The organism is Vreelandella sp. 2A-K22 (assembly GCF_054065485.1).
On the sequence record NZ_JBSUGC010000007.1, the window covers coordinates 149,032 to 170,262 of the forward strand.

At 56.5% G+C, this 21,231-nt stretch carries 19 protein-coding genes; 11 read left to right on the top strand and 8 right to left on the bottom strand.

The features are described from left to right. Positions 1–33: 33 nt before the first annotated feature. The 3 genes from zipA (at position 34) to ACW17M_RS11530 (ending at position 4,333) form a co-directional block, all read left to right on the top strand. Complete coding sequence (zipA, locus tag ACW17M_RS11520) at positions 34–1,857, top strand: cell division protein ZipA (protein WP_457547418.1); 1,824 nt, start codon at positions 34–36, stop codon at positions 1,855–1,857. Positions 1,858–2,024: 167 nt separating this feature from the next. After that, positions 2,025–4,058, top strand: a complete 2,034-nt coding sequence (gene ligA / locus ACW17M_RS11525) for an NAD-dependent DNA ligase LigA (RefSeq protein WP_457547419.1) — start codon at positions 2,025–2,027, stop codon at positions 4,056–4,058. Then, complete coding sequence (locus ACW17M_RS11530; protein WP_027957343.1) at positions 4,058–4,333, top strand: YheU family protein; 276 nt, start codon at positions 4,058–4,060, stop codon at positions 4,331–4,333. Before ligA ends, ACW17M_RS11530 begins: the two co-directional genes overlap by 1 nt. A gap of 382 nt (positions 4,334–4,715) precedes the next feature. Here ACW17M_RS11530 and mnmC read toward each other — a convergent pair whose 3' ends face one another. Next, a complete protein-coding gene (gene mnmC, locus ACW17M_RS11535) occupies positions 4,716–6,725 on the bottom strand; it encodes a bifunctional tRNA (5-methylaminomethyl-2-thiouridine)(34)-methyltransferase MnmD/FAD-dependent 5-carboxymethylaminomethyl-2-thiouridine(34) oxidoreductase MnmC (RefSeq protein WP_457547420.1) in 2,010 nt (669 codons plus the stop codon). Between the two features lie 158 nt (positions 6,726–6,883). Beyond that, positions 6,884–7,183 carry a YciI family protein gene (locus tag ACW17M_RS11540; protein ID WP_138800953.1) on the bottom strand — a complete coding sequence of 100 codons (300 nt, stop codon included), beginning with the start codon at positions 7,181–7,183 and terminating at the stop codon, positions 6,884–6,886. A gap of 144 nt (positions 7,184–7,327) precedes the next feature. Between ACW17M_RS11540 and ACW17M_RS11545 the strand changes: the two genes are divergently transcribed. The 3 genes from ACW17M_RS11545 (at position 7,328) to ACW17M_RS11555 (ending at position 9,924) form a co-directional block, all read left to right on the top strand. Further along, positions 7,328–8,248 (top strand): PHP domain-containing protein, encoded by a 921-nt coding sequence (locus ACW17M_RS11545; RefSeq protein ID WP_159176105.1) that lies wholly within the window; start codon positions 7,328–7,330, stop codon positions 8,246–8,248. A gap of 87 nt (positions 8,249–8,335) precedes the next feature. Next, complete coding sequence (locus ACW17M_RS11550; protein WP_190373948.1) at positions 8,336–8,959, top strand: L-threonylcarbamoyladenylate synthase; 624 nt, start codon at positions 8,336–8,338, stop codon at positions 8,957–8,959. Between the two features lie 188 nt (positions 8,960–9,147). Next, positions 9,148–9,924 carry a 5'-nucleotidase, lipoprotein e(P4) family gene (locus ACW17M_RS11555; protein WP_022519942.1) on the top strand — a complete coding sequence of 259 codons (777 nt, stop codon included), beginning with the start codon at positions 9,148–9,150 and terminating at the stop codon, positions 9,922–9,924. A gap of 106 nt (positions 9,925–10,030) precedes the next feature. Here ACW17M_RS11555 and ACW17M_RS11560 read toward each other — a convergent pair whose 3' ends face one another. Beyond that, complete coding sequence (locus tag ACW17M_RS11560) at positions 10,031–10,936, bottom strand: ion transporter (RefSeq protein ID WP_457547421.1); 906 nt, start codon at positions 10,934–10,936, stop codon at positions 10,031–10,033. 51 nt (positions 10,937–10,987) lie between these two features. Then, positions 10,988–11,887 carry a CYTH domain-containing protein gene (locus ACW17M_RS11565; RefSeq protein WP_041157630.1) on the bottom strand — a complete coding sequence of 300 codons (900 nt, stop codon included), beginning with the start codon at positions 11,885–11,887 and terminating at the stop codon, positions 10,988–10,990. A 137-nt stretch (positions 11,888–12,024) separates the two neighbouring features. Between ACW17M_RS11565 and ACW17M_RS11570 the strand changes: the two genes are divergently transcribed. The 3 genes from ACW17M_RS11570 (at position 12,025) to argA (ending at position 15,520) form a co-directional block, all read left to right on the top strand. Beyond that, positions 12,025–12,705, top strand: coding sequence for a TIGR00153 family protein (locus ACW17M_RS11570; protein WP_009286796.1), 681 nt, complete (start codon positions 12,025–12,027; stop codon positions 12,703–12,705). Between the two features lie 10 nt (positions 12,706–12,715). After that, on the top strand, positions 12,716–13,981 hold the full coding sequence (locus tag ACW17M_RS11575) for an inorganic phosphate transporter (RefSeq protein ID WP_027957338.1): 1,266 nt from the start codon (positions 12,716–12,718) through the stop codon (positions 13,979–13,981). Positions 13,982–14,206: 225 nt separating this feature from the next. Then, on the top strand, positions 14,207–15,520 hold the full coding sequence (gene argA, locus ACW17M_RS11580; RefSeq protein WP_233975489.1) for an amino-acid N-acetyltransferase: 1,314 nt from the start codon (positions 14,207–14,209) through the stop codon (positions 15,518–15,520). Positions 15,521–15,561: 41 nt separating this feature from the next. On the opposite strand, the gene ACW17M_RS11585 is transcribed toward argA, so the two are convergent. Continuing rightward, positions 15,562–16,128, bottom strand: a complete 567-nt coding sequence (locus tag ACW17M_RS11585; protein ID WP_457547422.1) for a carboxymuconolactone decarboxylase family protein — start codon at positions 16,126–16,128, stop codon at positions 15,562–15,564. Between the two features lie 35 nt (positions 16,129–16,163). Next, positions 16,164–17,489 carry an aspartate aminotransferase family protein gene (locus tag ACW17M_RS11590; RefSeq protein WP_457547423.1) on the bottom strand — a complete coding sequence of 442 codons (1,326 nt, stop codon included), beginning with the start codon at positions 17,487–17,489 and terminating at the stop codon, positions 16,164–16,166. A 162-nt stretch (positions 17,490–17,651) separates the two neighbouring features. Between ACW17M_RS11590 and ACW17M_RS11595 the strand changes: the two genes are divergently transcribed. Further along, positions 17,652–18,539: a MurR/RpiR family transcriptional regulator gene (locus tag ACW17M_RS11595; RefSeq protein WP_457547424.1), complete on the top strand. Its 888-nt coding sequence runs from the start codon at positions 17,652–17,654 to the stop codon at positions 18,537–18,539. 211 nt (positions 18,540–18,750) lie between these two features. Here the strand turns inward: ACW17M_RS11595 and ACW17M_RS11600 are convergent, their stop codons facing one another. Next, positions 18,751–19,605: an SDR family oxidoreductase gene (locus ACW17M_RS11600; RefSeq protein WP_027957334.1), complete on the bottom strand. Its 855-nt coding sequence runs from the start codon at positions 19,603–19,605 to the stop codon at positions 18,751–18,753. A 424-nt stretch (positions 19,606–20,029) separates the two neighbouring features. Here ACW17M_RS11600 and ACW17M_RS11605 point away from each other — a divergent pair, with 424 nt between their 5' ends. Then, complete coding sequence (locus tag ACW17M_RS11605) at positions 20,030–20,173, top strand: hypothetical protein (RefSeq protein WP_022519932.1); 144 nt, start codon at positions 20,030–20,032, stop codon at positions 20,171–20,173. Positions 20,174–20,245: 72 nt separating this feature from the next. Here the strand turns inward: ACW17M_RS11605 and ACW17M_RS11610 are convergent, their stop codons facing one another. Continuing rightward, on the bottom strand, positions 20,246–21,205 hold the full coding sequence (locus tag ACW17M_RS11610) for a hypothetical protein (RefSeq protein WP_457547425.1): 960 nt from the start codon (positions 21,203–21,205) through the stop codon (positions 20,246–20,248). Between the last annotated feature and the right edge of the window lie 26 nt (positions 21,206–21,231).

Sequence of the window (21,231 nt, forward strand, 5' to 3'; positions counted from 1 at the left end):
AGCAACCGGCAAGACGACCATGGAACGTTCGACATGGAACTAAGAGAGTGGCTAATCATTTTAGGGCTGGCGTTGGTATCGCTCATCGTTATTGACGGTGTGCGAAGACTTCAACGGCAGCGTCGTGTACCCCGTCTGGATCAGGCGGAGAAAGACCTATCCGGGAGTTCGCTAGATGATCCCGAGGAGGCTGCTAAAGCTGCGGAGATCAATTGGGAACTTCCAAATGGCGGTGCTCGAGTTGTTAAACCCGCAGACTATAGTGGCTTAGGTAATAAACCAAAGTTAGAACGTCAAGAGCATCCTGGGCCTTCTAGAGTGCTTTCAGAGTTTAGACGTTCCGCCTCTGCTAAAGCCGCCAAGCGCAAAGCTGATAAGGCAGATAAACTCGATAAAGCAGCATCAGTTGCTAAGCCAGCACCAAGCGTAGCCGTTAAGACAGAGCCGCCAGTCACTTCTGCGGCGACGTCTTCTGCTAGTTATGCTGCCCACAATGCGCCCACTGAACATGAGCGCCGCGAGCCCAGTATCTCAATGACTGACTCTGCACAAACTGGTTCTCCTCAAACTGAGAGGCCGCAGGTCAAGGCGACAGTACCTTCGCAGCCGGAACCACAAAGCGAGCAGCCTGCGTATTCTGCTGCAACGCCTAGCTCTCCGGTGGCAGAAGAGAACGTTGAAGCGTCTCAACCTGCTGCTTCAGATGCTATCTCGTTCACCGCCAGTGACGCAGCTGCCACTGAAACAAACAGCGAAATGGCGGCACAGCCTCGCACTCAGCAGGAACCAGAGCACACCCAGGAGCCTGTGCTGCGGGCTGAGCCAGAAGATGCAGTATTTGCTAAACACGCCAATGAGCATTCGCCGAAACGGCGTCAGTTGCGTTCTGATACAGCGGGCGAATACGACGAGTTGGATGATGACGAAGTTGATGAGTATCGCCTGGTCGACTTTGAAGGCATGGGGCGCTCGCTGAAGCGTCGTTTGATTGCGCGGCGTAAAGAGAAGCAGCGCAAAAAAGCTGAGAAAGCGGTGCGTGATCAAGCCTTGGCCCAACAGAAGGCCGAGCGCAAAGCGCTGGAAGCAGAGCAGAAGCGTGAAGCCAAAGAAGCCGCTGACGCAGAGCGTGCCCGCCTTGCTCAAGAGCAGGCCCAAGCTCGTGAAGAAGCGGCTGCCGCCGAAAGGCTAGCCGCCCAGCAGCATGCTGCCGATGAAGAGGCGCGTCGCTACGCAAGCCATGAGTATGCAGCCCACGAAGAAGGTTTTGAAGAAAGCTTCGAGGCAGACGCTTATGACGGCCAAACGGCCGGCGAGCGTGGGATGAACGAGCGAGTCCGCGTACACCCAACGTTAGAAAAAGCTCTGCGCCATGATGTGAACGGTGAACACGCTAAAGAGACGCTGTCCAATGCCGAAGAAGTCGTGGTGATTAGCGTTCTGTCCCGTGATCCAGAAGGCTTCGATGGCACCAAACTACTTGAGCTGATGATGGTGTGCGGTTTGCGCTACAGCAGTGAAATGGGTGTTTTCCACCGCTTTGAAACCGAGAGCGATGCTAGTGAGCTTCAGTTCTCGATGGTGAATGTGGTTAAACCGGGTACTTTCCCCATTGAAGAGATGGGTGAGTTTATGACGCCCGGTATCACGCTGTTGATGCCGCTACCTGGCGCCATCGATAGTGCCGCTGCCTTTGAGGCGATGGTAGAAACCGCCATGGTGGTGGTTCGCCATATGGGCGGCGAGCTAAAAGACGAAAACCGCAGCGTGATGACCGCACAAACGATCGAATTTGCCCGCCAGCGGGTGCGTGAGTTTGAGCGCCGCCATCGCCTGCATCGTCAACTGCAAGCCCGCTAATCGTCGCCTACTAACCGACGAAGCAGCACTTGCTGTGAAACACCCGCCTTCTTGCCAGGAGGCGGGTGTTTCTGTTCAATACGCTGTCGTTTTGTCATTTTTATGTTTTTGAAATTTAGCTTTTGCGTTTTCGCTGCCGATTTTAGCTAGTACTGGAACCCACCCCAATGAGTCAGTCTGATTCTCAATCTCTGGAAGAGATTAACCAACTGCGGGCCGCACTGGACGAGGCCAACTACCGTTACTACGTGCTGGATGAACCGACGCTGACGGATGCCGACTATGATCGTAAATTTCAGCGTTTACAGCAGTTGGAGGCTGAGCATCCGGAGTTGGTCACTCCCGATTCACCCACTCAGCGTGTGGGCGCTGCCCCTGCGGATGGCTTTCCATCGGTGGCCCACGCTATCCCCATGCTGTCGCTGGATAACGCCTTTAGCCGTGACGATATCCTCGCCTTTGCTGAACGGGTGGCCGAACGCCTCGAATGCACGGCAGACGGTCTTGAGTTTACCTGCGAGCCAAAGTTGGACGGCGCGGCCGTCTCGTTAGTTTATGAGCAGGGCATGCTGGTGAGCGGTGCGACTCGAGGTGATGGTCGCACCGGCGAAGGCATTACCTCTAATCTGCGCACGCTGCGCTCGGTACCGCTCAAGCTGATGGGTAAAAACGTGCCTGCGCTGTTAGAAGTACGGGGTGAGGTCATTATGCGCCATGCGGGCTTTGAGGCGCTGAACGAGCGCGCCAGGCAAGAGGGCAGCAAGGTCTTTGCCAACCCCCGCAACGCGGCGGCAGGCAGCCTGCGCCAGCTGGATCCACGCATCACGGCAAAGCGCCCGCTAGAGTTTCACGCTTATCAGGCTGCGCGCTTGGAGCCAGACCTAGGGGATACTGCGCACAGCGAATTAATGCAGCGTTTGTCCACGTTAGGCTTTCGCGCCAGTTCAGAATTGAAGGTAGTCAAAGGCCCGCAGGCCGTTGCCGATTACTGTGACCAGTTAGGAGAAAGGCGAGACGATTTAGGTTTCGATATCGACGGCGTGGTGATCAAGGTGAACGACCTGCGCTACCAGCGTGAACTTGGCTTTGTTGCCCGCGCGCCGCGCTGGGCGGTGGCGTTCAAGTATCCGGCTCAGGAAGAGGTCACCACGCTTAACGATGTGGAGTTCCAGGTCGGTCGAACCGGGGCGATTACGCCCGTGGCGCGCCTGGAACCAGTCACCGTGGCCGGTGTGACGGTTTCTAACGCGACGCTGCACAACGCCGATGAAATCAAACGCTTGGATGTCATGATCGGCGATACGGTGTCGATTCGCCGGGCCGGTGATGTGATTCCTCAAGTGGTGAGCGTGCATACCGAGCTGCGACCAGCGGATGCCAGGGCGATCATTTTTCCCGAACATTGCCCGGTGTGCGGTTCGGATATCGAGCGTATTGAAGGTGAAGCGGTCGCTCGCTGTTCGGGGGGCCTTTACTGTGCGGCGCAGCGTAAAGAAGCACTCAAGCATTTCGCCAGTCGCAAAGCGCTGGATATTGACGGCTTGGGCGAAAAGTTGATCGTGCAGTTAGTTGATTTGGGCTGGGTAGAAACGCCGGCGGCGCTGTTTCACTTGTCTGTCGAACAGCTTCAAAGCCTGCCGCGTATGGGCGAGAAATCAGCCACCAACTTGGTCAACGCACTTGAAACTGCTAAATCGACTACGCTGGCGCGGTTTATTTACGCCTTAGGCATTCGTGAAGTAGGCGAGGCGACGGCGGCCAATCTCGCCAACCACTTTGGTACCCTTGAGGCCATTCAAGCCGCTGAGTTGGAAGCGCTGGAAGCGGTCAACGATGTCGGCCCGATAGTGGCCGCCCATGTGCATACTTTCTTCCGCCAACCGCACAACCAGGAAACCATTGCCGCGCTGATTGATGCGGGCATTACCTGGCAGGAGGCGGAAGTCACCCAAGGCCCTACTCCGCTGGAAGGCCAGACCTGGGTGCTCACCGGCTCATTGGAGAGTATGACCCGCGATGAGGGCAAAGCACGCTTGCAGGCGTTGGGTGCTAAGGTGGCGGGTAGTGTATCGAAGAAGACTACCTGCCTGGTCGCAGGCGAAGCGGCGGGCAGTAAACTTACCAAAGCTGAACAGATGGGCGTGGAAGTCGTGGACGAAGCCACCTTTATCGAACGTTTGGCAGAGTGGGAGCAGCGTTAATGAGCCGTTTTATTGAAGTACCCGCCCGAATGCTGCCACAGGACACCCTCAATGCTCTGCTGGAGGCGTTTGTGACCCGCCAGGGCTACGACACTACTGATACCACGGGCGAGGGCATGCACGGCTGGGTAGCCGAACTGAAAAAGCAGCTTGAGCGCAATGAGCTGATTATCGCCCACGACCTTGAGCTAGAGATGACCGAAGTGATGACCCTGGCTCAGTGGCGTTCGTTTGGGCGCGATGTCGCCGACGACGAAGAAGAGGGCGATATTTAGCCTCATCTTGCGAAAAACCTCCCAATATGTCGTTGCGAGGAGCGCAGCGACGCGGCAATCTCAGCCTGTCGGGGCACCCACCCCAGATTGCTTCACTTCGTTCGCAATGACGCCTATGTGTCATTGCGAGGAGTGAAACGACGAAGCAATCGTTGCTGGCATTGGCAGGCAAACCCGAGATCGCCGCGCTTCGCTCGCGATGACAAAAGAATGTTGTAGCCAGGCACCCAGCCAATGTGTCATGGCGAGAGTGAAACGACGAAGCAATCTCAACCTGTCGGGGCCCCCACCCCAGTTTGCTTCACTGCGTTTGCAATGGCACCCCATATAATGAGGCGGAGTACTTCGCAGTGACAAAAAAGAGCTGTTACCCGGTTTTCTATTAAGCATTCTCGCCACGAATAATCCCACTAATAATCCGCCGCCCCGGATGCAGATGATCGACCAGCGGCGCTTCCAGTGGCATTGGTTCATCGCAGATTCGTGAGGCGATTACCTCGGCACAAAGCGGCGCGCTGGCGAGCCCCCTTGAGCCGTGGGCGGTGGATATCCACAGGCCTGGATGGTGCCTGCCAGGTATCTCCGCCACGCGGGTGGCATCTTTGCTCAGCAGCGAATAATCCGTTCGCCATGCTTCTGCCACCGGCACCGGCCCAGCGTAAGGGGTTTTGTCGGGGCTTGCTGCACGCACGGCGGCACGGCCCTTAAGGTTCTCAGGGCTCAGCTCAATGCCTGTATGTTCCAACGCCTTTACCAACGCGGGCAGCGTCTGGCGCAGCTCATCGATATTGCGCTGATGGTCGTCATCCGTCACATCAGTTGTCGCATTGTTGGGTACAAAGCTAGCCCCGAAGGTCAGCACACCCTCTAAAGCGGGCGCCACATAGCCGCCAGCACAGACGACGCGTTTAGGGCCCGCCACCTCATCGGGTAGCGTTATCTCGCTAATCTGGCCGCGCACCGACTGTAGCGGTAATTCCGCCGTTTGCGTAAAGCGGTTAGCCAAATACGCGCTGGCAATCACCACCTGATCCGCCCCCAACGTACTGCCATCGGCCAAGTTCAGTTGCCAGCCGTTTTCTAGTTGGGTAAGGGAGCTAACGTCGCCTTGCTGCAAGCTAATGCCTGCTTGGCTAAGCAAGTACTCACACAGCGCCTTAGGCCTTACCCACCCCGCCTGTGGATAATAAAGCCCGTGAGGTGCACTGACGGTGATTGCCGCCGTTTCGGTTAACGTCGGGGTCTCCATGCCCGTGACGACTTCAGGTGGCAGCGGGTGTTGCTCGATAAAACGCTGCTGGCGGCGTGCCTCTTTATCACTGCTTGCCAACTGCACCACGCCGCAGGGCTGCCATAAGCTTTGGGGGGAGTTTTGCTGCGTTAACCAGCGCTGGCTGTACAACAGCCCAGCAAGATAAACCCGGCTTTGGTGATTGGTCTCGGCGGCAAGCTTTACATATAGCGCGCCCTGGCGATTACCCGAACCGCCCGCACCGGGTGCTTCGCGCTCCACCACTGTCACCTTAATGCCCCGGCGTGCCAGCGCTGCCGCTACGCTGCTTCCCGCCAACCCGGCGCCGACTATCACAACGTGCTTGGCCGGTGTCGCAGGCGGTGGGATAAACCAGGGAGTGGCCTGGCGGCGGTGATCCGCTGGTGGAGCTTCGATACTGCCCGCTAGCATTTCCCGCTTGCGGCCATAGCCCGGCACTTTCTTCCAGTTAAAGCCCGCCGCTTTCAGGCCCCGCTTAACGATGCCTGCGCAGGTGAAAGTGGCGAAAGTCGCGCCGGGGCGTGAACGGGCGGCCATGGCGTTAAACAATTCAGGCTGCCACATATCGGGGTTTTTAGACGGCGCAAAGCCGTCTAAAAACCAGGCGTCGACCTGACCATCCAACTGCTCCAGGCGCTCAGTGGTATCGCCGAAATGCAGATCAAGGGTGACGCGATCGGTTAAGTGCAGGCGGTGAATGCCGCTAACCGCAGCGGGCCACTGGGCACAGAGCGCCTGTGCATAAGTCGCCAGCGAGGGCCAGCTAGCTAATGCTTGTTCAAGGGCAGCTAGCTCAAGGGGAAACTTCTCTGTGGATAACAGGTGCAGTCGTGCAGAAGAAGGGGCATGTTGTTCAAAACAGGCCCAGGCGCAGAGCATATTGAGCCCGGTGCCAAAGCCGGTTTCGCCAATCACAAAGGGCCGCGCGGCTTCCCAGGCGGTAAAGCGTTCGGGCAGGTGGTTGGCACCCAGAAATACATGTTCGGTCTCTGCGCGCCCATCGCCACGGGTGAAATAGATGTCATCAAACGCTGTTGCGTGGGGGGCTCCCTCGTTCCAGGTAAGGGTTGGCGTCGTTAATGCCGCAAGCGGTGGCAAAGCGTTTGAACGTTGGGTCACGCAGGTATCCGTATTGATGAACAGGTGGTTAAAAAATGATCAATTTGTTAGCGCTGGCGTTATCTCTGGCTTAGCGCAAAGCGTCCGCCGGGTTTGCACAGAGTTTTCCACAGGCTCTGTGAAAAAGCCGACGAACCCTCCATACTTGCCTATTGGCGTCAAGGCATAACTTTCTTGAACGGCTTAACAATTACCTTGGCATACACCCCTGCAATAATGTATGGGTCGGCGTCGGCCCATGCCTTGGCGCCTTCCAGGCTGTCGAATTCCGCTACCACCAAGCTGCCGGAAAAGCCTGCATCGCCAGGATTTTCAGCGTCGATGGCAGGGTGAGGGCCAGCCAGTACCAGGCGGCCTTCATCGCGCAGCGCTTCCAGGCGTGCCAAGTGGTCTGGCCGGGCCGCTAAGCGGCGCTCTAAGCTATTGGGTACATCTTCACTCATAATGGCATACAGCATTTGGGGTTAACTCCTTGATAAGACGAGGATGCAAAGTGACCGTTAATTGACCGCACTGGCATAAGCGCGCACCATATCTTACCCATTGCGAAGGGTTCATTCACAGCTGAAAAGCGCATTCTGACAAACTGGCCACACGGCGTCATGCTTATGCCTCGACTTCCCTATACCTTTGATGCCGATCAGCGCTACCCAGTTGATTTGCACATGCACTCAACCGCTTCCGATGGCGCGTTAACGCCCACCGAGCTGGTAACCCTGTGTGCCGAACGCGGGCTGACGCACATGTCGCTCACCGATCACGATACCATGGACGGCATTGAAGAAGCGGGCCGCGCGGCGGAGCAAGCAGGGCTGTGTCTTATCCCCGGCTGTGAGTTATCCACACGCTGGCAGGGCGTCAATATCCATGTGGTGGCGTTGATGCCCGGTGGCTTACAGGGGCCAATGGTGGAAGGCCTGATTCAGCAGCGTGAAGCGCGGATACAGCGTGCAGCAGTGATCGCCGAAAGGCTGGAAAAAGTCGGTTTATCCAACGCGTTGGAAAAAGCACGCCTGCACGCCGGCAGCGACCGCCCGCTAGGCCGCCCGGACTTTGCCCGCGCGCTGGTAGCGGAAGGCGTGGTGCCCGACTGGGCCAGCGCCTTCAAGCGCTATCTGGGCAGCGGCAAAAAGGGCGATGTTAAAGCCCACTGGCCGGAAATCAGCGAAGCCGTGAGCTGGATTGTTGATTCCGGCGGTGTGGCCGTGATTGCCCATCCACTGCGCCACGGCTTAACCCGGCGCAAGCGTGGCCTGTTGATGGATACCTTCCAAGCGGCGGGCGGCCAAGCGGTTGAACTGGTCAGCGGCCAGCAGAACCCGGATAGCACCCGCGACCTGGCGCGTCAGCTAGTGGAGCGCGACCTTTACGCCTCTATGGGCAGCGATTTTCACTTCCCTGGCAGTCATGCGGCCCCCGGCAGCATGAGCCTGGTGCCGCGCACGGCGGCGCCCCCCATATGGCAGCACCCCCGGCTGCTGCACCTGCGTGATGCGTCACCCGGCCTGCTGGCGGTCGGTTAAATCACAGCCGGATCATTTCAAAGCCCGGTCAGTTAAAAGCCAAGTCGGCTATGCTGTATAGGCAGTGCCTACGGATAGGAGTTACCAATGAGCCAATATTTTCAGATTCACCCGGAAAACCCTCAGAAACGCCTCATCGATCAGTCGATTGCGATCATTCGTAAAGGCGGTGTGGTTGCTTACCCCACTGATTCGGGCTATGCCCTTGGCTGCCATCTGGGTGAGAAGAAAGCCATTGAGAAGATAAAATGGATACGTTCGCTGGACGATAAACACAACTTCACCCTGGTGTGCTCCGATCTCTCGGAAATTGGCACCTACGCCAAGGTGGATAACGATGTATTTCGGTTGCTGAAAGCCCATACCCCAGGGCCTTACACTTATATTCTGGATGCCACTTCAGAAGTGCCGCGCCTGCTACTGCATCCCAAGCGTCGCTCCATTGGCGTGCGCGTACCGGATCACCGCATTACCCACGCGTTACTGGCCGCATTAGGCGAGCCGTTGATGAGCGTAACGTTGATTCCGGTGGGCGATGACCTGCCCATGAACGACCCGGAAGAGATCCGCGAGCGTTTTGGCGCCCACCTGGATGCCATTATCGACGGCGGCGCCTGCCATTTAGACCCCACCAGCGTCATCGACCTGCGCGAACTGCCGCCGAAAATCATCCGTGAAGGGCGCGGCGATATTTCTCCTTTCGTCGTCTAAAAACACTTTTCAGAGCAAATCCCTGCTTTTAGCTTTAATGAGCAGGGAATTTGTCTATTTTTCATTATTTGAATGTTCAATGAAAATAAAATATGATCCTAACGGTTCTTTTCGATAATAAATTGTGATCCTTTAAGGCGAGGAATCGCCTCGTCTTTTTGAGATCGCCTAGCCCAGGAGATCATTCAATGACGAAGCCATTCCCTTCTCGCCTCTGCACCCTTGCTGCTCTAGCCAGTCTCACCGCTTTACCGCTGACCAGCCATGCAAATAGTGATGACGCAGAAATATGTGCCCAGGAAGCCTATGCAATGGGCCTGCGCTATCAACAGCAGTCTGCTGAAGCCGCTGCTCTGCAGCGTCAGGGTTTTGCCCTCGCCACCTACCGGCTTGAGGATCAGATTGAGGCGCATGGTGGTAGCGACGACTTGGCGATCATTACCGACCTGGATGAAACGGTGCTGGATAATAGCGCTCTGTTGGTTCGCGACATGCAGGCGTGCCACGACTACACCACCTGGGACACATGGAAGCATTGGGAGCGTGAAGGCGAACCGCGTTTGATGCCGGGTGCCAAAGCGTTCCTGGATTACGCGGATGAGCAGGGTGTGGCTATTTTTTACGTCTCTGATCGCTACCAGGAGAACGAGGCCGACACTATCGCCACCTTGGAAGCGCTAGAGCTACCCCAAGTCTCTGAACAGAGCGTGATGTTGCTGGGGCCTGCCAAGGCAGAACGCCGCGCGGAAGTGGTGGATAACCACACGCTGGTGATGCAGCTGGGTGATTCCCTTCACGATTTCGCGGGTGACTTCGCGGGCGCCGACCTTGACCAGCAGCATGCGCTTGTTGAAGAGAATGCCGAGCGTTTTGGCAACGATTGGATCGTGTTCCCCAACGCTACTTACGGTGCCTGGAGCGAGGCTGAGTTAGACGCCTGGGAAGCCCCGCACGAAGTGGAGTGATCGGTTAGATAACCACTCCATACCGCATTAAATAAACGCTGCGCGCCCCAGATTTGGCTATTTTGTTTGACGATTTAGTTTAGCTGTCTCGGGGCGCGTTCTTGTCTTAGTCACTCTTGTGGCTATTTTCTTGAACGTCATCTTTTTTGTCATCGTCCTTCTTGCGCGGGTCTTCGCTGTCTTCGTCCAGCCAGGTGCCGCAGCGTAGGCAGTAGCGGGCGCGTTTTTCATGGCGTTCGTGACCGCAGCCGGGGCAGGCTTCTTCGGAGTAACGCTCTTCACGGATCGAGCGAATCACCTGAGCGGAAAACACCCCGGTGGGCACGGCAATGATCGAGTAGCCGAGCAGCATGAGTACCACCGTAATCGATTTACCCAGCGCCGTAGCGGGGACGATGTCGCCATAGCCGACGGTGGTCATGCTGACGATGGCCCAGTACATCGACATCGGAATACTGGTGAAGCCCGCCTCAGAGGATTCGATGGTGTACATCAACGCCGCGAACAGGGTGATCACCATTAATATGGCGCTAAAAAACAGCAAGATCTGGCGCATGCTGCGTTTAAGGGCATCCATTAAAAGACGCGCCTCGCCGACAAACTCCATCAGGCGCAGAATACGAAAAATGCGCAGTACCCGCAGCAGACGAACGATCACCAATCCATGGGCGCCGGGTACCAAAAGCACTAGCCATGGGGGCAACACGGCAATCAAGTCGACGATCCCGTAAAAGCTTCTTAAATAGAGTGTCGGCTTTTCCAGGCAGTAAATGCGCAAGATCAGCTCAATGCTGAACAATAGCGTGAAGGCCCACTCAAGATAGAAGAATAGCTCACCGTACCGCTCGGCATAAGTCTCGATACTGCCCAGCATAATGACCGCAACGCTGAGTAGAATCGCCACAATCAAGGCGATATCAAAAGCTTTTGCTCCCGGCGTGTCAGACTCAAATATGATATGAAACAGGCGGGTGCGTAGGCCTTCCGCGCCGGGGGTTAAGTTTAAATTCATTGCATCATCCTGAAGTGGACCTCAATGCCGTCCTGAAAAGTGCGCTAGGACCTAGCGTAGCGCGGTTTGGTACGCCAAGCGATGGGCGAGCGCTAACGCCGCTTTACCGTAGGCTGCATTGGGCTGGCCGTCCGCATCGAGCGCGCCAGGCAGCGCCTGGGCATAAGCGCGTGCGGTGGCATCCAGTTCGGGATGTTCGGCGAGAGTGGCCAGCGCCTGCTGGGCATCGTTTAAAAAGCTGGCTTGTTGGCTGTCGTGGTAGGCGTCCAGCGCCAGCGTGGCACGGTGCAGCCACTCTGCCGGGGAGTGCGCTTCGGGGAGCGGCCAGTGTTGGGTACTAAGCGCATTGCCACGGGCCGCCTTGCTACTGTCCGAGGGCCGCAGCGCTACCTGTTCAGCAAGGGTTAATGCCAGTGCCCACAGAGCTTCAGGCTCGCCGCCTTTTAATTCGAGCTCTGCTTCGCGAATCGGCGTGCGGTAGCCACCGCTAATAATTTCGCCTTCATCCAATACCAGCTCGATATGGCTTTCCTGACCTTGTCCGCCCTCTTTTAGCTGCCAGCTACGCCGTGTGAAATCGGTGCTGAGTTGGGGGGCGAGGGCATCTAGCACACCGCTAAGTTCGCCTTGAAAAGGGGGGAGCTTGGCAATTGAAGCGAGATCCAACTGCGGGCCAGCAATCTGCCACTCCCACTCTTCGCGCTGGGAAAGCCCGCCACCACCTTGGCCAGCGGTTTTCACCGTTTGCAGCACCTGGCCGTCTACCTGGCGAAGTCGCAGCGCAATATGTGCTTTCGCCAGATCACCCTGAGGGGTATCAAAGTAGGTATTGGTCAGCGTTTGTTTACGCACGGCGTGTGAAGCGAGATACGGGTGTTGAGTCAGCGCCGCAGGCCCTGTCGGGGCAAGGGCCAGTTTAAGTTCCACTTCCATGGGGTTTGGGCTTTTCATGACGCTAGCCACCTCGTTATCGTGACATTTAAATGAATATTTGATTACATTTGTGAACTTTTCATGACGGCGGCAGGCGCACTCTTTATACTGGCGCCGCCATTTCCAGGCTCCCCGAAAACAGGCTAAAAGGCATTATGGTTACCTCCAATCCTTTTTCTTCGATGTTTGGCCGCTCGCCATTCCAGCCGTTATTGGCCCATATCGTCAAGACGAATGAGTGTGCCGATCAGCTGTTGCCGTTTTTTGAAGCAACCCTGGTTGATGACTGGGACAAAGCGGCTGAGCTGCGCGAAAACGTCACCCGCCTAGAGCATGACGCCGATACGCTGAAAACAGAGCTGCGGTTGAACCTGCCCAACACCATGTTTCTTCCGGTGTCGCGCTCCGATCTGCTTGATCTGATCAGCGTACAGGACAAGATCGCCAACAAGGTGCGTGACATTACCGGCATTATGCTGGGGCGTAAAATGCGCGTGCCGGATGAGCTGGCCGCGCCGATGCGCGACTACATTCGAACCAGCGTTGCCTGCGTGGCGCAAGCGCGTCAAGCGCTAGAAGAGCTCAAGGATCTACTCGAGTCCGGCTTTGGCAAAAACGTCTCGGATGTGATGCAGAAGATGATCCGTGAGCTGCACACCCTCGAACACCAAGCCGACGACCAACAGATCACTATTCGCCGCCAGCTGTTCAAGCTTGAGAGCCAGCTACCGCCAGTGGACGTGATCTTTCTCTACAAGATCATTGAATGGGTTGGCGAACTATCCGACCGCGCCGAGCGCGTGGGTAGCCGTCTGCAGATCCTGACTGCCCGCTAAGGGGACTTTCATGCTGATTATTGCCCAGCACGGTGAAATTTTTATCATCCTGGCCTGTTTGTTTGGCTTTTTCATGGCCTGGGGCGTTGGCGCCAACGACGTGGCCAATGCCATGGGAACCTCGGTGGGGTCGAAAGCGATCACCATCAAACAGGCTATCCTGATTGCGGTCATTTTTGAATTCCTGGGTGCCTGGCTAGCCGGTGGCGAAGTTACCAATACGATCCGTAAAGGTATTATCGACCCCGAACTGCTACAGGACGACCCACAATTGCTGGTCTACGGCATGCTGGCAGCACTGCTGGCGGCGGGAACATGGCTGCTGGTGGCCTCCATGAAAGGCTGGCCGGTTTCCACGACGCACTCGATTGTCGGCGCGATCGTAGGCTTTGCGGTTGCAGGGCTAGGCCCTGCCACGGTGGACTGGGGTGCGGTAGGCAAGATTGCCGCCAGTTGGGTGGTCTCCCCCTTGTTGGCAGGTACCATCGGTTTCGTGCTGTTTAAATCGGTACACCACCTGATTTTCGAGGACGCCAACCCGTTCACGGCTGCCAAACGCTACGTACCCGGCTATGTGTTTCTGGTAGGTTTCATCGTTTCGATGGTCACGCTGACCAAAGGGTTATCTCATGTGGGGTTGGATCTAACCTTCAATCAGAGCCTGTTGCTGTCGATCCTGCTGGGCCTGGTGATCATGGGTATTGGTCTGATCATGCAGCGGCGTATCAAGTTCGAGCACAATACCAACGACCACTTCGGTTATGCCAATGTTGAGCGTGTGTTCGGCGTGCTGATGATCTTCACCGCCTGCGCCATGGCCTTTGCCCACGGCTCCAACGATGTGGCGAATGCGGTTGGCCCACTGGCGGCAGTCATCAGCGTGGTGCAAACCGGCGGTGAAATTGGCGGCTCTGCACTGGTGCCCTGGTGGGTGCTGGTACTTGGCGGCAGCGGCATCGTGGTGGGTTTGGTCACCTATGGCCATAAGGTCATCGCTACTGTGGGCACCGGGATTACGGAACTGACCCCCAGCCGTGGCTTTGCCGCTACCCTGGCGGCAGCCACGACGGTGGTGCTGGCCTCGGGCACTGGCCTGCCGATTTCCACCACCCACACCCTGGTAGGCGCGATTCTTGGGGTGGGGCTGGCACGCGGCATGGCGGCATTGAACCTGCGGGTCATCGGCACGATTGCCATGTCATGGCTGATCACGCTACCAGCAGGCGCTGGCCTGGCGATTCTGTTCTTCTTTATGTTCAAGGGCATGTTCGGCTAACGAATAATAAACAGCACTTGTAAACGTAGTACGCCAAGGCTCGAAAGGCTTTAGAAGCATCTGAGCGATAAGATCACAGCGGCATCTTCATGTTTATCTGCATTAGATCGAGCAGATTTGCATTTGAAGGTGCCGCTGTTTTTCGTGCTCTGGTAAAGTAACTGGAGATTGTTTTTGAGATTGTTTTTGAGATTGTTTCTTTCACCTGCTGCCGGAGAGCGGCCCTTGGATACGCGCTTCCCTTTTGTTGATTGGTTTCGTAACGCTTCCCCCTACATCAATGCCCACCGGGGGCGAACCTTTGTCATCTTAATTGAAGGCGAAGCCATGGCGTCTGGCCGAGGGGAGCAACTGATTCAGGATTTGGCGCTGCTGCATACCCTGGGCGTGCGTTTGGTTGTCGTGTTCGGCATTCGCCCCCAGGTGCATGAAGCGTTGACTGCCGCTGGCGTAGAGCCCACGCGCATCGATGGCCGCTGGGTCGCGGATCGCGCGGTGATGGCTCACGTTGAGCAGGTAGCTGCCCACCAGCGGCTATGGCTTGAAGCACGGCTCTCCCTTGGCCTGCCCAGCACGCCGCTGCACGGTGTGGAACTGAGCGTGATCTCCGGCAACCTAGTGACCGCCAAGCCGTTAGGCGTGCGCGAAGGGGTGGATTTCGACCACAGCGGCGAAGTACGCCGGGTGCGTGCCAGCGCCATTGAAGGCCTACTGGAAAAAGGCTCGCTGGTGCTACTGCCACCGCTCGGGTTCTCCAGTACAGGTGAGGTGTTTGATCTGGATGCCTCTGAAGTCGCTCAACACGCCGCCGTGGCGCTGAAAGCCGATAAGCTGATCTTGCTGGGGGAATCCGAAGGCTTGGAAGATGAGCAGGGCGCGCTGCTGCGTCAGCTCTCCCCAGCGGAGGCCGAGCCGCGTTTAAGCGCCGCAGTGCCAGGCAGCGAGCTAGCCCGCCACTTACAGGCCGCCTGCACCGCCGCACGGGAAGGCGTGGCGCGTACGCACCTGCTTTCCTGGCGCAACCACGATGCCCTGCTGGGTGAGTTGTTCACCCGGGACGGCGTGGGCACCATGATTACCCAGCACCGCTACGAACAGCTGCGCCCGGCCACGCTCAACGATGTAGCGGGCTTGCTGGAACTGCTGGAACCGCTAGAGCGGAGGGGCATGCTGGTCGCACGCTCAAGGGAGCGCCTGGAGCACGAAATCGATGACTACATGGTGATCGAGCGCGACGGTATGGTGATTGGCTGCGCCGCGCTGCATGTATTTACTGATACCAGCATTGCCGAACTCGCCTGCGTGGCGGTGCACGACAGCTACCGCGGTGGCGAGCGGGGCGAGCGCCTGGTGGAGGCCATGGAGCGCCGCGCCCGCCAGCGCGGCTTAACTGAAGTGTTCGTGCTGACGACCCACACCGCCCACTGGTTTGTGGAACACGGCTTCCGCGCCGCCAGCCTGGAAGACCTACCCCCGCTGAAACGCGAAACCTACAATCACGCCCGTAAATCGAAGGTGTTGGTTAAGCAATTAGCGTAATTCGCTTATTGAAAATTGGGTGGCTAGTTAGCAGATCTGGTTTAGCGGGTCGAACTCGGCATTAGCGAAAACAGCGCCGGCTGTTTTTGCGCTTCTTGTTGAATAGTGTCGTCAATCGGTGTGTCGTAGGTTTTGAGCAGATAGCCCAGCACCGAATAAAAACCCACCATGGCGATCAGGTCGATCACTGCTTTGCGCCCGATCGCCTCGGCCAGTTCTGCTTCCTGCTCCTTGGCCAGCATGCGCTCATCGAATAACGCATCCACGGCATTGACGATAAGACCGTCAACGCCTTCGGGAGTACCGCGAATAGCCGTGATCCGGTGTTCGGAGAATCCCAGGGCGAGTGCACGACTAACATGATGGGCCCACTCATAGGCAGAGCCCATACGTAAACCCGCGCGTAAAATCACCACTTCGGTCAGCTCCGGGCCTAACGCATTCTCCTTAACAACGTGTTGGCGCAAGGGCGCCCACGCTCTAAGCAAGGCCGGGTGATTGGCCATGGTGCGATAAACGTTGAGTGCGCCAGCAAAGCCCTCGCGTAAATCAGGGATCTCCTCAGGCCAGTCGGCATCGGAAATAGGCGGGCAGGGAGAAGAGGGCATGGGTGGTCTCCTTTCAGATGTTGTTGATTGTGTCATCACTCTGCGATGGCGGCGGTTATGGCCTCGGCAATACGCTCAATGATCAGGTCTACTTCGCCAGGCGCAATGATATAGGGCGGTGCCAGCAAGATATGGTCGCCATAAATGCCATCAATAGTGCCGCCCATCGGGTAGCTGATCAGGCCACGCGCCATGGCCTGCCGCTTGATCTTGGCGTAAATCTTTCTAGCCGGATCGAAAGGTGTTTTGCTTTCCCTGTCCGCGACAATCTCGATACCGCGAAACAAGCCCCTGCCGCGAATATCGCCCACATGGGGGGATGCGCCGAGCGCCGCTTCAAGGCCGCTCTGCAATCTCGTGCCCATGGCATTTACGTTCGCCAGCGTCTCTGGCCGTGCAATGATCTCAACCACTTTGTTGGCGGCCGCGGCGGCCACAGGGTGGCCAAGATAAGTATGGCCATGCTGAAACAGCCCAGACCCATTGGCAAAACTGGCGTAGATGTTGGCCGATAGCATCACCGCGCCGATAGGCTGATAACCGCCGCCCAAACCCTTGGCGATCGTAACGATGTCCGGCGTTACCCCATCTTGTTCGCAGGCGAAGACGGTGCCGGTTCTTCCCATGCCGCACATCACTTCGTCGAGGATCAGCAGTACGCCGTATTTATCGCAAATGGCACGCACGCGTTTGAAGTAATCCGCCTCAGAAGCGACCGCCCCTAAGGTGGCACCGACGACGGGTTCGGCAACGAAGGCCATGACTTCTTCAGGGCCAAGTCCCAGAATCTTTGCCTCAAGCTCCTCGGCAAGCCGTGCCGCGTAGGCCTCGGGCGTCTCATCGGTGCCCTTGTCGCGATACGCATAGCAGGGCGATACATGGTGGGTTTCTGGCAGGATGGGCTGAAACTGCTGGCGCCGCATGGCATTGCCACCGGTTGCCAACGCGCCGATGGTATTGCCGTGGTAGCTCTGGCGTCTGGCAATGATATGCCGCCGCTGGGGCTGATTAATCTCTACAAAGTACTGCCGGGCCATTTTCAGCGCCGCTTCAACGGCTTCTGACCCACCCGACACCAAGTAGACGTAATCCAGCCCTGCGGGGGCTAAATCCACGAGCTTTTCGGCAAGTGCTTCGGCGGCATCGGTAGTGAAAAATGAGGTGTGGGCGTAACAGAGGCTATCGATCTGTGAGCGCATGGCGGCCAGCACTTCCGGGTGAGCATGCCCGACGCTGGTGACCGCAGCGCCTCCCGACCCATCCAGATAGCGACGCCCCGTGGTATCCGTGATATAGACGCCCTGTGCCGACGCAGCATGAGGCAGTTTCCCGCCGATACCGCGGTGAAGAATACGCGTCATAGCCTCTTTCCCTCATTATCAAACGGTGAGTAATTCATATGACAATGAGATTGGCACACTCACAAAGATGTTTGCAACAAATAAATCATTTAAATATAGTGTGAAACATGTAGATCATTTCTTTGCAGAGCCAACCCTTATTTCTTCACAGAGCCAACTACTATGCAGCCGAGCGATTCCCTAAGAGAGCAGATTATTGCCCAGTACGATGCCATGTCTGCGCAGCTGCAACAGGCCGCTCGCTACGTGCTTGAGTATCCGGAGGAAGTGGCGCTGGTGTCCATGCGCGAGGTGGCGCGCCTAGCGGGTGTGCAACCCGCCACCATGACACGGCTTGCCAAGTTCTTGGGATTGCCAGGGTACGACGAACTTCGGGCGCAGCATGCAGCGGTGTTACGTCAGGGGGGCGATGGCTTTGCGGCCAAGGTTCGCCAGCGGGTAGATGAAGGCAGTGAAAGGGGAGTCAGCGATACCGCTTCGCATATGCTTCAAGGGCTGAGTGCCCAGCTTGCTAAGCTCTGCGAGCCTGATTCGCTGCGGCAGCTGGAAGCCACCGCCACTAGGCTGAGATCAGCGAGAAAGGTATACGTGCTGGGGTTACGTTCCTGCCATGCCGTTGCCTGGCATTTCCATTACGTGATGACCCTACTGGGCGAGCGCTCGGTGCATCTGGATGGGCCTGGGGGAACCGGCGGAGATGGACTAATTCGTGCCACATCTGAGGATGTATTGCTCGTTATCTCCATCAAACCTTATGCAACAGGGACGCTGGAACTGGCCCAACTGGCAAAAGATAAGGGGGTGGGGATTGTTTCCATCACCGATAGTGAAGTGTCGCCGCTGGTGGGGATGTCAGCGCAGACGATTCTATGCCCCACGGAAACCGATAGCTTTTTCCACACGCTAACCCCGGCATTAGCCATTTCCGAAGTACTGTGCAGTTTATTGGCGGAATTTGACCGGCCTAAGACGCTAGACGCTTTGCAGCAAGCGGATGAACACCTCTCGCATCTCAATACGTATGCGACGGCTATCCCCAGGCGGCAGTGAGAAGCGAGGCTTATTGACCCAACATTACTGTCAGATAAATCCTTCGATAATTACCGAGCGGTAATTATCAGTCGTCTCGTCGGGTTATTAGGATTAAATATTCCCGAGCGGGAATATTTTGGCGTTGCCGTGATTGTATGAACAGTGTTCTAACAAAAGGGTGGCTCAAAGCCACCCCGGGAATGCGCGCTATATCTTATATAAGAAACGCTTAGGTATTTAAGATAACGCCGCCATTCAGGTGCATGGTCTGGCCACTCATGTAGGAGGATTCCTCACTGGCCAAATAGACATAGGCAGGGCCCATTTCGCTGGGCTGCCCGGCGCGCTTCATGGGTACCTGGCCGCCGAATGACGCTACCTTCTCATCTTCAAAGCTGGCGGGAATCAGCGGGGTCCATACCGGCCCTGGCGCTACGGCATTCACGCGAATGCCACGATCCATCAGCGACATCGCCAACGAACGCACCAGCCCCTGAATAGCGCCCTTGGTGGCGGTGTAATCGATCAGCGTATCGTTGCCCTTAAAGGCATTGATCGATGAGGTGGCAATAATGGTGTCGCCTTCGCTGAGATGCGGCAGGGCAGATTTGCTGAGATAGAAGTGGCTGAAAATATTGGTCTGGAAGGTGCGCAGCAGTTGGTCATCGGGGATCTCGGTAATGTCATCCCAATCGTACTGCTCGGCGGCGTTGTTGATGACGATATTGATCTTGCCGAAGTGATCGAGAGTGCGCTTAACGATCTCACGGCAAAACGCTGGCGCTGCCACATCGCCTTTCAAAACCAAACAGCGACGGCCTTCGGCTTCCACCAGCCGCTTGGTCTCTTCCGCATCTTTGGTTTCTTTAAGGTGCACGATCACGCTGTCAGCACCTTCGCGGGCATAGTGAACGGCGACTGAGCGCCCTATGCCGCTGTCGCCACCGGTAATAATCGCGACCTTGTCCAGTAACTTATCGGCGCCCCGGTAGCTTTCACGGATGTATTCGGGCTCCGGGCGCATGGCGTATTCATCACCAGGCTGTTTATCCTGGTGCTGGGGTGGTTGGTGTTGATCACTCATGTGCGGTCACTCCATTGTTGGCACAATTTGGTTTGCACATACGGTTAGTCATCGTAAAACATCACTTACTAACCACTGTTCAGGCCCTCGTATCCTCGAGTACCTTCACGCTGTAAACGTAGACCAAGGTAGTAACAACGGCAAACCAGGAAGCGAACGCTGAGCAATAAAACGGTTGGTCATGCAGAGAAATGATAGTGGCAGGTTATTGATGCTATCAATATTGCTAATGTAGCTGCTATAAAGCTATTTACTTGTTTTAAGTGTTTGTTTTAAATATTGTTTAATTGCAGTTATGTCGTGGGTGCTTATGAGGGTGAATTGCAAGTTGAAGGGGAAGGGCTACAGTTAAGTCAGCCAGGGATAGGAGGCACCACGAACGCCTCCCACTCTTTCGCTCACCCACTACGGTAAGGAAGAAGCGATGACTCAAGTTCCCGATAAAGACCAGAAAGCCCCTAAAGAGAAGGATGACCACCATGATGAGGCCAATCCGATGCCGGATACTCATCATGTAAACCCGGAGTCCGATGACGATAAAAAGTCAGGCAGGGATACCAAGAAATAATCTATGCAACATTTTTTAGGCCAACGCAAAACAACAAAGGCGCTACTTCCGGTAGCGCCTTTTCTATCAACGCTAAACCTCAATGTTGATAGAGGACGTTGATACGGCAACGTCACCTAGCGAGGTAGGCAGTAACTGCCCCAATGAGGAGTAGAGGGCGTCAGAAGTGGATGCTGCAACCGCTCGATCCGTCTTTTCCATGGCTTCTTCAGCTTTCTTTAGCTCACGACGAGCTTCTTTATCTTCTTCATTCAGCCGAACCTTAAGTTCGTTAACTGCTTCGCGCAGCACTTTCTGAGCGTCAGTCAGTACGCCGCGGAGTGCGTGTTCACTAGCGCTGGGGCCATTGGATTTCGAGCGGTTGTCTTCATTCTGAATGAGGTTGGGCAGGCTCGGTAATACGCCGACCTCGTTAGATTCATCAGCTTCAGGCTCGCCCGCTGCCTTCTCGGCCTCTTGCTCAGCAGCCTTTTCAGCATCATCTTCGGCTGTTTCCGCACTGGCTTCGGCTTGCTGCGCGTCACTGGAAACCGTTGCCTGGGCGCTCTCATCGCCACCCGCCGGGGCCCCCGCTGATTCGGCTCCGCTGGTTTGAGCCACGGCCGGTTGAGCTGCTGTCGTAGGAACTGCTGGCGTTGCAACCACGGACGGGATAGCGGTCATGCCTGCACCACCGCCACCTTGGTTGTTCAACAGCTTAGCCGCACCGGCAAGCTCACGGGCGATGCTCTTGAGCTCCTTGGCCATGTTTTTAAGCTGTTCAGGAGAGGCGAAGGCCATCATGGCTTTCAGCATTTCAATCCGCTGACGCAGGAAGCCCACTTTATCGGTGGCCTGCTGCTGGGAGGCTTCCTTTGGAGTAGGCAGCGACGCCAAGCTTTCCAGCGCTTCCTGCTGCTTTTTAAGACGCTTTGTGAACGGGTCGTCTTCAGCAGGCTCGCTCTTTTGGGGGGCGACGCGGGTAGGCGTTAAAAACTGCGGCTTATCTTGGCGCTGATTAATTAGTGTAAATGACGAAAATCCAATCTTCATGGCGGTATCCTCTCCTCATTGTTAGA

What these genes read in the sequence shown, in the direction of transcription:
- zipA (WP_457547418.1), top strand. Translation starts at nt 34, where the DNA reads ATGGAACTAAGAGAGTGGCTAATCATTTTAGGGCTGGCGTTGGTATCG.
- ligA (WP_457547419.1), top strand. Translation starts at nt 2,025, where the DNA reads ATGAGTCAGTCTGATTCTCAATCTCTGGAAGAGATTAACCAACTGCGG.
- ACW17M_RS11530 (WP_027957343.1), top strand. Translation starts at nt 4,058, where the DNA reads ATGAGCCGTTTTATTGAAGTACCCGCCCGAATGCTGCCACAGGACACC.
- ACW17M_RS11540 (WP_138800953.1), bottom strand. Translation starts at nt 7,183, where the DNA reads ATGCTGTATGCCATTATGAGTGAAGATGTACCCAATAGCTTAGAGCGC.
- ACW17M_RS11545 (WP_159176105.1), top strand. Translation starts at nt 7,328, where the DNA reads ATGCTTATGCCTCGACTTCCCTATACCTTTGATGCCGATCAGCGCTAC.
- ACW17M_RS11550 (WP_190373948.1), top strand. Translation starts at nt 8,336, where the DNA reads ATGAGCCAATATTTTCAGATTCACCCGGAAAACCCTCAGAAACGCCTC.
- ACW17M_RS11555 (WP_022519942.1), top strand. Translation starts at nt 9,148, where the DNA reads ATGACGAAGCCATTCCCTTCTCGCCTCTGCACCCTTGCTGCTCTAGCC.
- ACW17M_RS11560 (WP_457547421.1), bottom strand. Translation starts at nt 10,936, where the DNA reads ATGAATTTAAACTTAACCCCCGGCGCGGAAGGCCTACGCACCCGCCTG.
- ACW17M_RS11565 (WP_041157630.1), bottom strand. Translation starts at nt 11,887, where the DNA reads ATGAAAAGCCCAAACCCCATGGAAGTGGAACTTAAACTGGCCCTTGCC.
- ACW17M_RS11570 (WP_009286796.1), top strand. Translation starts at nt 12,025, where the DNA reads ATGGTTACCTCCAATCCTTTTTCTTCGATGTTTGGCCGCTCGCCATTC.
- ACW17M_RS11575 (WP_027957338.1), top strand. Translation starts at nt 12,716, where the DNA reads ATGCTGATTATTGCCCAGCACGGTGAAATTTTTATCATCCTGGCCTGT.
- ACW17M_RS11585 (WP_457547422.1), bottom strand. Translation starts at nt 16,128, where the DNA reads ATGCCCTCTTCTCCCTGCCCGCCTATTTCCGATGCCGACTGGCCTGAG.
- ACW17M_RS11590 (WP_457547423.1), bottom strand. Translation starts at nt 17,489, where the DNA reads ATGACGCGTATTCTTCACCGCGGTATCGGCGGGAAACTGCCTCATGCT.
- ACW17M_RS11595 (WP_457547424.1), top strand. Translation starts at nt 17,652, where the DNA reads ATGCAGCCGAGCGATTCCCTAAGAGAGCAGATTATTGCCCAGTACGAT.
- ACW17M_RS11600 (WP_027957334.1), bottom strand. Translation starts at nt 19,605, where the DNA reads ATGAGTGATCAACACCAACCACCCCAGCACCAGGATAAACAGCCTGGT.
- ACW17M_RS11605 (WP_022519932.1), top strand. Translation starts at nt 20,030, where the DNA reads ATGACTCAAGTTCCCGATAAAGACCAGAAAGCCCCTAAAGAGAAGGAT.
- ACW17M_RS11610 (WP_457547425.1), bottom strand. Translation starts at nt 21,205, where the DNA reads ATGAAGATTGGATTTTCGTCATTTACACTAATTAATCAGCGCCAAGAT.